This window comes from Micromonospora sp. KC606 (assembly GCF_004348675.1).
Classification (GTDB): Bacteria; Actinomycetota; Actinomycetes; order Mycobacteriales; family Micromonosporaceae; genus Micromonospora.
In genome coordinates this window covers 1-6,504 of the sequence record NZ_SMKN01000279.1, presented here as the reverse complement: position 1 = coordinate 6,504, position 6,504 = coordinate 1, and the positions used below count along the sequence as shown (strand labels likewise).

The 6,504-nt window shown below is 71.8% G+C and carries 6 protein-coding genes; 1 reads left to right on the top strand and 5 read right to left on the bottom strand.

Translation table 11 applies throughout. From position 1 onward, the window contains the following. Positions 1-25: 25 nt before the first annotated feature. The 5 genes from E1193_RS29090 to E1193_RS29065 all read right to left on the bottom strand — a co-directional run bounded on the left by E1193_RS29090 (position 26) and on the right by E1193_RS29065 (position 5,951). Positions 26-1,714 (bottom strand): methylmalonyl-CoA mutase family protein, encoded by a 1,689-nt coding sequence (locus E1193_RS29090; RefSeq protein WP_132186367.1) that lies wholly within the window; start codon positions 1,712-1,714, stop codon positions 26-28. 95 nt (positions 1,715-1,809) lie between these two features. Beyond that, a complete protein-coding gene (locus tag E1193_RS29085) occupies positions 1,810-2,214 on the bottom strand; it encodes an Asp23/Gls24 family envelope stress response protein (protein WP_132186366.1) in 405 nt (134 codons plus the stop codon). A 165-nt stretch (positions 2,215-2,379) separates the two neighbouring features. Then, a complete protein-coding gene (locus E1193_RS29080; protein WP_132186365.1) occupies positions 2,380-3,078 on the bottom strand; it encodes a serine hydrolase domain-containing protein in 699 nt (232 codons plus the stop codon). A gap of 675 nt (positions 3,079-3,753) precedes the next feature. After that, positions 3,754-4,746, bottom strand: coding sequence for a methylmalonyl Co-A mutase-associated GTPase MeaB (gene meaB / locus E1193_RS29070; protein ID WP_132186364.1), 993 nt, complete (start codon positions 4,744-4,746; stop codon positions 3,754-3,756). 5 nt (positions 4,747-4,751) lie between these two features. Further along, a complete protein-coding gene (locus E1193_RS29065; RefSeq protein ID WP_132186363.1) occupies positions 4,752-5,951 on the bottom strand; it encodes an acetyl-CoA C-acetyltransferase in 1,200 nt (399 codons plus the stop codon). A gap of 62 nt (positions 5,952-6,013) precedes the next feature. On the opposite strand from E1193_RS29065, the gene mce reads away from it, so the two are divergent. Further along, a complete protein-coding gene (mce, locus tag E1193_RS29060) occupies positions 6,014-6,490 on the top strand; it encodes a methylmalonyl-CoA epimerase (RefSeq protein ID WP_132186362.1) in 477 nt (158 codons plus the stop codon). Positions 6,491-6,504: the final 14 nt, after the last annotated feature.

Sequence of the window (6,504 nt, the reverse complement as noted above, 5' to 3'; positions counted from 1 at the left end):
GGGCGGGATGGCACGGGGGCCCGGGTCAGAAGCGGGCCGGCTCGCGGTAGACGCCCCACTCGGCGCGCAGGGCGTCGCAGATCTCGCCGAGGGTGGCCTCGACGCGCACCGCGTCGAGCATGGCCGGGATCATGTTCTCACCGGTACGGCTGACCTCGACCATCCGGGACACGGCGGCGGTGACCGCCGAGTCGTCGCGGGCGGCCTTGCGCGCGGCCAGCATCCGGCGCTGCTCCAGTTCCACCTCGTGCGAGATGCGCAGGATCGCCAGGTCCTTGGCGACCGTACCGGTGTGGCAGTTGACCCCGACGATCTTCTTGTCGCCCTTCTCCAGCGCCTGCTGATAGACGAAGGCCGACTCGGCGATGTGGCCGGTGAACCAGCCGTCCTCGATGCCGCGCAGGATGCCGGAGGTCATCGGGCCGATCTGGTGCGGCCCCTCGCCGCCCAGCTGGCGAATCCGGGCGAAGATCTCCTCCGCCTCGGCCTCGATCTTGTCGGTCAGCGCCTCGACGTACCAGGAGCCGCCGAGCGGGTCGGCCACGTTGGTCACCCCGGTCTCCTCCATGAGCACCTGCTGGGTACGCAGCGCGATCTCCGCGGACTCGTCGGTGGGCAGCGCGAGGGTCTCGTCCAGGGCGTTGGTGTGCAGCGAGTTCGTGCCGCCGAGCACCGCGGCGAGCGCCTCCACGGCGGTGCGCACCACGTTGTTGACCGGCTGCTGGGCGGTCAGCGACACTCCGGCGGTCTGGGTGTGGAACCGCAGCCAGAGGGCCTTCTCGCTGGTGGCGCCGTAGACGTCGCGCAGCCAGCGGGCCCAGATCCGGCGGGCGGCGCGGAACTTCGCGATCTCCTCGAAGAAGTCCACGTGTGAGTCGAAGAAGAAGCTCAGGCCCGGGGCGAAGACGTTCACGTCCAGCCCGCGAGACAGCCCCAGCTCGACGTACCCGAAACCGTCCGCGAGGGTGTACGCCAACTCCTGCGCGGCGGTCGCGCCGGCCTCGCGGATGTGGTAGCCGGAGACGGACAGCGGCTTGTACCGCGGGATCCGGCCGGCGCAGTACTCCATCAGGTCGCCGATCAGGCGCAGGTGCGGCTCCGGGTCGAAGAGCCACTCCTTCTGCGCGATGTACTCCTTGAAGATGTCGGTCTGAAGCGTGCCGTCCAGGGTGGACACGTCCACGCCCTGCCGCTCGGCGGCGACCAGGTACATGCAGAAGACCGGCACGGCCGGGCCGGAGATCGTCATCGAGGTGGTGACGCCACCCAGGTCGATGCCGTCGAAGAGCGCCTCCATGTCGGCGGCGCTGTCCACCGCGACGCCGCAGTGCCCGACCTCGCCGAGCGACTGCGGGTCGTCGGAGTCCCGCCCCATCAGGGTGGGCATGTCGAAGGCGACGGAGAGGCCGCCCCCGCCGGCGCCGAGGATCATCTTGTAGCGCTCGTTGGTCTGCTGGGCGTTGCCGAAGCCGGCGAACTGCCGGATGGTCCAGGTCCGCCCCCGGTAGCCGGTCGGGTACAGACCCCGGGTGTACGGGTACTCGCCCGGCCAGCCGATCCGCTCGAAGCCCGGGTACGTCACCCCCTCCGGCGGGCCGTACACCGGCTCCACGGGCATCCCGGACAGGGTGGTGAAGTCCGCGTCCCGCTTGCGTGCGGCGTCGTAGCGGTCCTGCCAGCGTGCCCGGCCGGCGGCGATCTCGTCGGCATCCATCCGCGGCGCCCCTCCTCGAGTCCTCGACTGAGAACCCGAGTGTAGAACGGGTGCCTGAACGATCGCTAAGGAAGTTGGTACCGGACGGTAACCGATCAGGCCGACGGCGTTTCCATCACCACGTCGTCCACCCGAATGTTGATCTCGTCGGCCCGCAGCCCGTACGCCTCGACCGCCGCCGTCACCGCCACCCGCACCGCGTCGGTCACCTGCGGCACCGGGTGCCCCGCCGAGATCACCAGCACCAGGTTGACCACGGCCGCGCCGTTGGTGACGTGCGCCGAGCAGCCCCGCCGGGCGTCGCCGACCTGGTCCAGGCCGACCCGGTCGAGCACCGCGTTGAAGAACCGGGCGACGTCCCCGCCGAGTTCGGCCACCCCGGGCACCGACCGGGCGGCGGCCACCGCAATCTTCTCCACCACCTCGTCGGAGACGTGCGTCGTTCCGCCCGCCACCGCGTCCGGCGTCACCGACAACTCCTGCGTCGTCTCGTAGCTCATGCGCTCCCACCCGGCCGAACGCCCCACGCCGACCGTGGAGCGGTGCGAGCGTACTAGGCCATGTCCCGACGTCGGATGCGGCGTCAGTGATCGACGGATGGCGAGATCCCCGGTAGCGGCCTCATCGACCGAGCGGAACGTGGTCGCGCGTACGACGCCGAGCCGTCATGTGGTGGTGATGATCCGGCGCGCCAGGCGGACCACCGGCAACGCCGCGTTGTCGCCGTAGTTGCACAGCACCACCACCGACCAGCAGGCGTCCGGGTACAGGTCCAGCGAGGTCGATGCGCCGGGTGAGCCGCCACCGTGCCCGAGGGTGGCGTGCCCGTTGACGTACCCGCCGATCGGCCCGTAGCACTGGAACGTCGTGGGCGGCGGCGTCGCGCCCGACGGCGGAGGCATCGGCACCTTGCCGCTGAGTGTGATGTGCGTGAACGGCCGCGTGAGCAGCCGCTCGCGCAGCAGGGCGTCGAGGAAGCGCCCCACGGGGTCGGTGTAGGCGACGCCGCGCCGCTCGACCAGCTGGGCGACGGCGACGGCGGTGAACAGCTTCGTGACCGAGGCGAGCGCGAACGCGGTGCGCGGCCCGTTGGGCACCGAGCGCGCCTTGTCGGCCATGCCGTACGAGCGGCCCAGCACGGTACTACCCCGGTAAGTCAGCAGGACGGTCCCGGAGAACTGGTCCCTGGCGGCGAGGTCGATGACGAGCCGGTCCAGCTCGCCACCCGGCTTGAGTCCTGTGGGGACCCGGCCCCCCACGTTGCCGGCGGCGGGCGCAGCGCCAGCCCGCGCCGGAGCCAGGACCGCGCCCGCCAGGGCAGCGGCGCCCAGCAGAGTCAACATCGAACGTCGAGTGGTGGTCATGGCGACTGTCTACCGGCGGGCGGGGATGGGCAGCCGATCGTCGGCCCATATCCGATCCATAGGTCGGTGCCCGGATACTGGGCGGATGCGGGTACTGCTGGTCGAGGACGAGCAGCCGTTGGCCGGGTACATCATGGTCGGGCTGCGCAAACACGGCTTCGCGGTGGACGTCGCCCACGATGGTCGCGCTGCGCTGGACAAGTGTGCGGTCACGCCGTACGACGTGGTGGTGCTGGCACTGCGGGCCAACGAGAGCGAGGCGGCGGTGCGGGGCATCATCGTGTGCGGCGACCTGCGGCCCGCGCCGGTTTCCGGCGACTCGACGCTGCTCGAACGCCTTGCCGGCAACCTCGTCGGCAACGCTGTCCGGCACAACCATGCCGGTGGCGAGCTCAGGGTGTCCACCGGCACCGTGGCGGGCCATGCGGTGCTGCGGGTTACCAACACCGGCACACCCATACCCGTCGACGCGGTGGATCGGCTGTGTGAGCCGTTCGTCCGGGGCGGCGTCGGCGGCCTGGGGCTCGGCCTGTCGATCGTGGGTGCCGTTGTCCTCGCGCACGGCGGCGAGCTCGCCCTCACCGGCCCGGACACCGGCGGGCTCGACGTCACGGTGCGCCTACCGCAGGGTGGGACGCAGGGAGGGTTGCCGATTGACCGGCACCCGCGGGACGCTCAGGTGCCGAGCTGGCCGAGCAGCTCGTCGGCGGCCGCGTACGGGTCCAGCGCCCCCTCGGCCACCTTCGCGGCGAGGGCCGGGAGTTCCGTGCCGTCGCGCAGCGAGCCGATCCGGTCGCGGAGCACGCCGAGCGCGATCGCCTCGATCTCGGCAGCGGCCCGCGCCTCGCGGCGGCGGCACAGCTCGCCGTGCCGCTCCAGCCAGTCGCGGTGCTTGTCGATCGCGGCGGCGATGTCGTCGATGCCCTCGCCCCGCGTGGCGACCGCCCGGACCACCTGTGGCCGCCACTCGCCCGGCCCGCGCTCGCCGAGGGCGATCATGCCCTGGATGTCGCGGACGGTGGCGTCGGCGCCGTCCCGGTCGGCCTTGTTGACCACGAAGACGTCCGCGATCTCCAGGATCCCGGCCTTGACCGCCTGGATCGCGTCGCCCATACCGGGAGCCAGCAGCACCAGCGTGGTGTCGGCGAGGGAGGCCACCTCCACCTCGGCCTGCCCCACGCCGACGGTCTCCACCAGCACCACGTCGCAGCCGGCGCCCTCCAGCACCCGCACCGCCTGGGGCGTCGCCGCGGAGAGTCCGCCGAGGTGACCCCGACTGGACATGGAACGGATGTAGACGCCCGGGTCGGTGGCGTGGTCCTGCATCCGGACCCGGTCACCGAGGATCGCCCCGCCGGTGAACGGGCTCGACGGGTCGATGGCCAGCACGCCGACCCGTCGCCCACGCGCCCGCAGCGCCCGGACCAGCTCGTTGGTGGTGGTCGACTTGCCCACCCCGGGAGAGCCGGTCAGGCCCACCACCTGGGCCTGCCCGGCGTACGGCGCGAGCGCCGCCGCGACCTGCGGCAACACCTCGTCGCCGGACTCGACCAGGGTGATCAGGCGGGCCACCGCGCGGGGGTCGCCCGCGCGGGCCCGCTCCACCAGCACGGGCACGTCCCGGCTGCGGCGCACCGGTCCGGCCGCCGCCGGGGCGTTCTCGGTCATTCCGCTCACTGGCTGGTCTCGGCGCCGTTCGGGACGTGGATGATCAGCGCGTCGCCCTGGCCACCGCCACCGCAGAGCGCCGCCGCGCCGGTACCGCCGCCCCGACGCCTGAGCTCCAGGGCCAGGGTGAGCACCAGCCGCGCGCCAGACATGCCGATCGGGTGGCCCAGGGCGATCGCGCCACCGTTGACGTTGACCTTGTCCGGGTTGATGCCCAGGTCGCGGGTGGACTGGATACCGACCGCGGCGAACGCCTCGTTGATCTCGACGAGGTCGATGTCCTCGACGCTCAGCCCGCCCTTCCGCAGGGCGTGCAGGATGGCGTTCGAGGGCTGCGAGTGCAGGGAGTTGTCCGGGCCGGCCACGTTGCCGTGCGCGCCGATCTCGGCCAGCCAGGTCAGGCCCAGTTCCAGGGCCTTGGCCTTGCTCATCACGACGACAGCGGCGGCGCCGTCGGAGATCGGCGAGGAACTGCCGGCGGTGATGGTGCCGTCGGAGGCGAACGCCGGGCGGAGCCGGCCCAGCGACTCGACGGTGGTGTCCGGCCGGATGCCCTCGTCCTCGCTGATCACCAGCGGCTCACCCTTGCGCTGCGGGATGATCACCGGGGTGATCTCGTCGGCGAAGTGGCTGTTCTTCTGGGCGGCGGCGGCCCGCTGGTGGCTGGCCGCGGCGAAGGCGTCCTGCTCTTCACGGGTGATGCCGTGCCGCGCGCCGTGCCGCTCGGTGGACTCGCCCATGGAGCAGCAGTCCCAGGCGTCGGTGAGACCGTCGAGGGCCATGTGGTCCTTGACGGTGACGTCTCCGTACTTGTAGCCGGAGCGCTGCCCGAGCAGCAGGTGCGGGGCGTTGGTCATCGACTCCATGCCACCGGCCACCACGACGTCGAACTCGCCGGCACGGATCAGCTGGTCGGCCAGGGCGATCGCGTCGAGGCCGGAGAGGCAGACCTTGTTGATGGTCAGCGCCGGGGTGGACATCGGGATACCGGCCTCGATCGCCGCCTGCCGGGCCGGGATCTGCCCGGCGCCGGCCTGGAGCACCTGGCCCATGATCACGTACTGCACCTGGTCGGGGGCGACGCCGGCCCGTTCCAGCGCCGCCTTGATCGCGATGCCGCCGAGCTTCGTCGCCGGGAGGTCCTTGAGGTTGCCGAGCAGGCGACCCATCGGGGTCCGCGCGCCGCTGACGATCACCGAAGCCACTGCCTGCCTCCGAGGGGGTGCCGACCTGTACGCCTTAACGATTGTTCGGTCAGACTAGCTCCATGGCTGAGAACTCCCCCGTCGAGCCCGCTGCCGACTATGTCACAGACATCGGCCTGCGCCGCATCGACCACGTCGGGGTCGCCGTCGCCGACCTCGACGCCGCGATCGACTTCTACCAGCGGACCTTCGGCATGCGCTGTGTGCACACCGAGACCAACACCGAACAGGGCGTCCGCGAGGCGATGCTGGCCGTCGGGCCGACCGCCGAGGGCGGCTGCGTGCAACTGCTCGCCCCGCTGACCCCGGAGTCCACCATCGCGAGGTTCCTGGATCGCAACGGGCCCGGCGTGCAGCAGGTGGCCTACACCGTGGCGGACATCGACGCGGCCTGCGCGGCGCTGCGCGAGCGCGGGGTACGGCTGCTCTACGAGACGCCGAAGCGGGGCACCGCCGGCTCCCGGATCAACTTCGTACACCCGAAGGACGCCGGGGGCATCCTGGTCGAGTTGGTCGAGCCGGCCGCCGGAGCCCACTGACCCCGGCCCCGCGC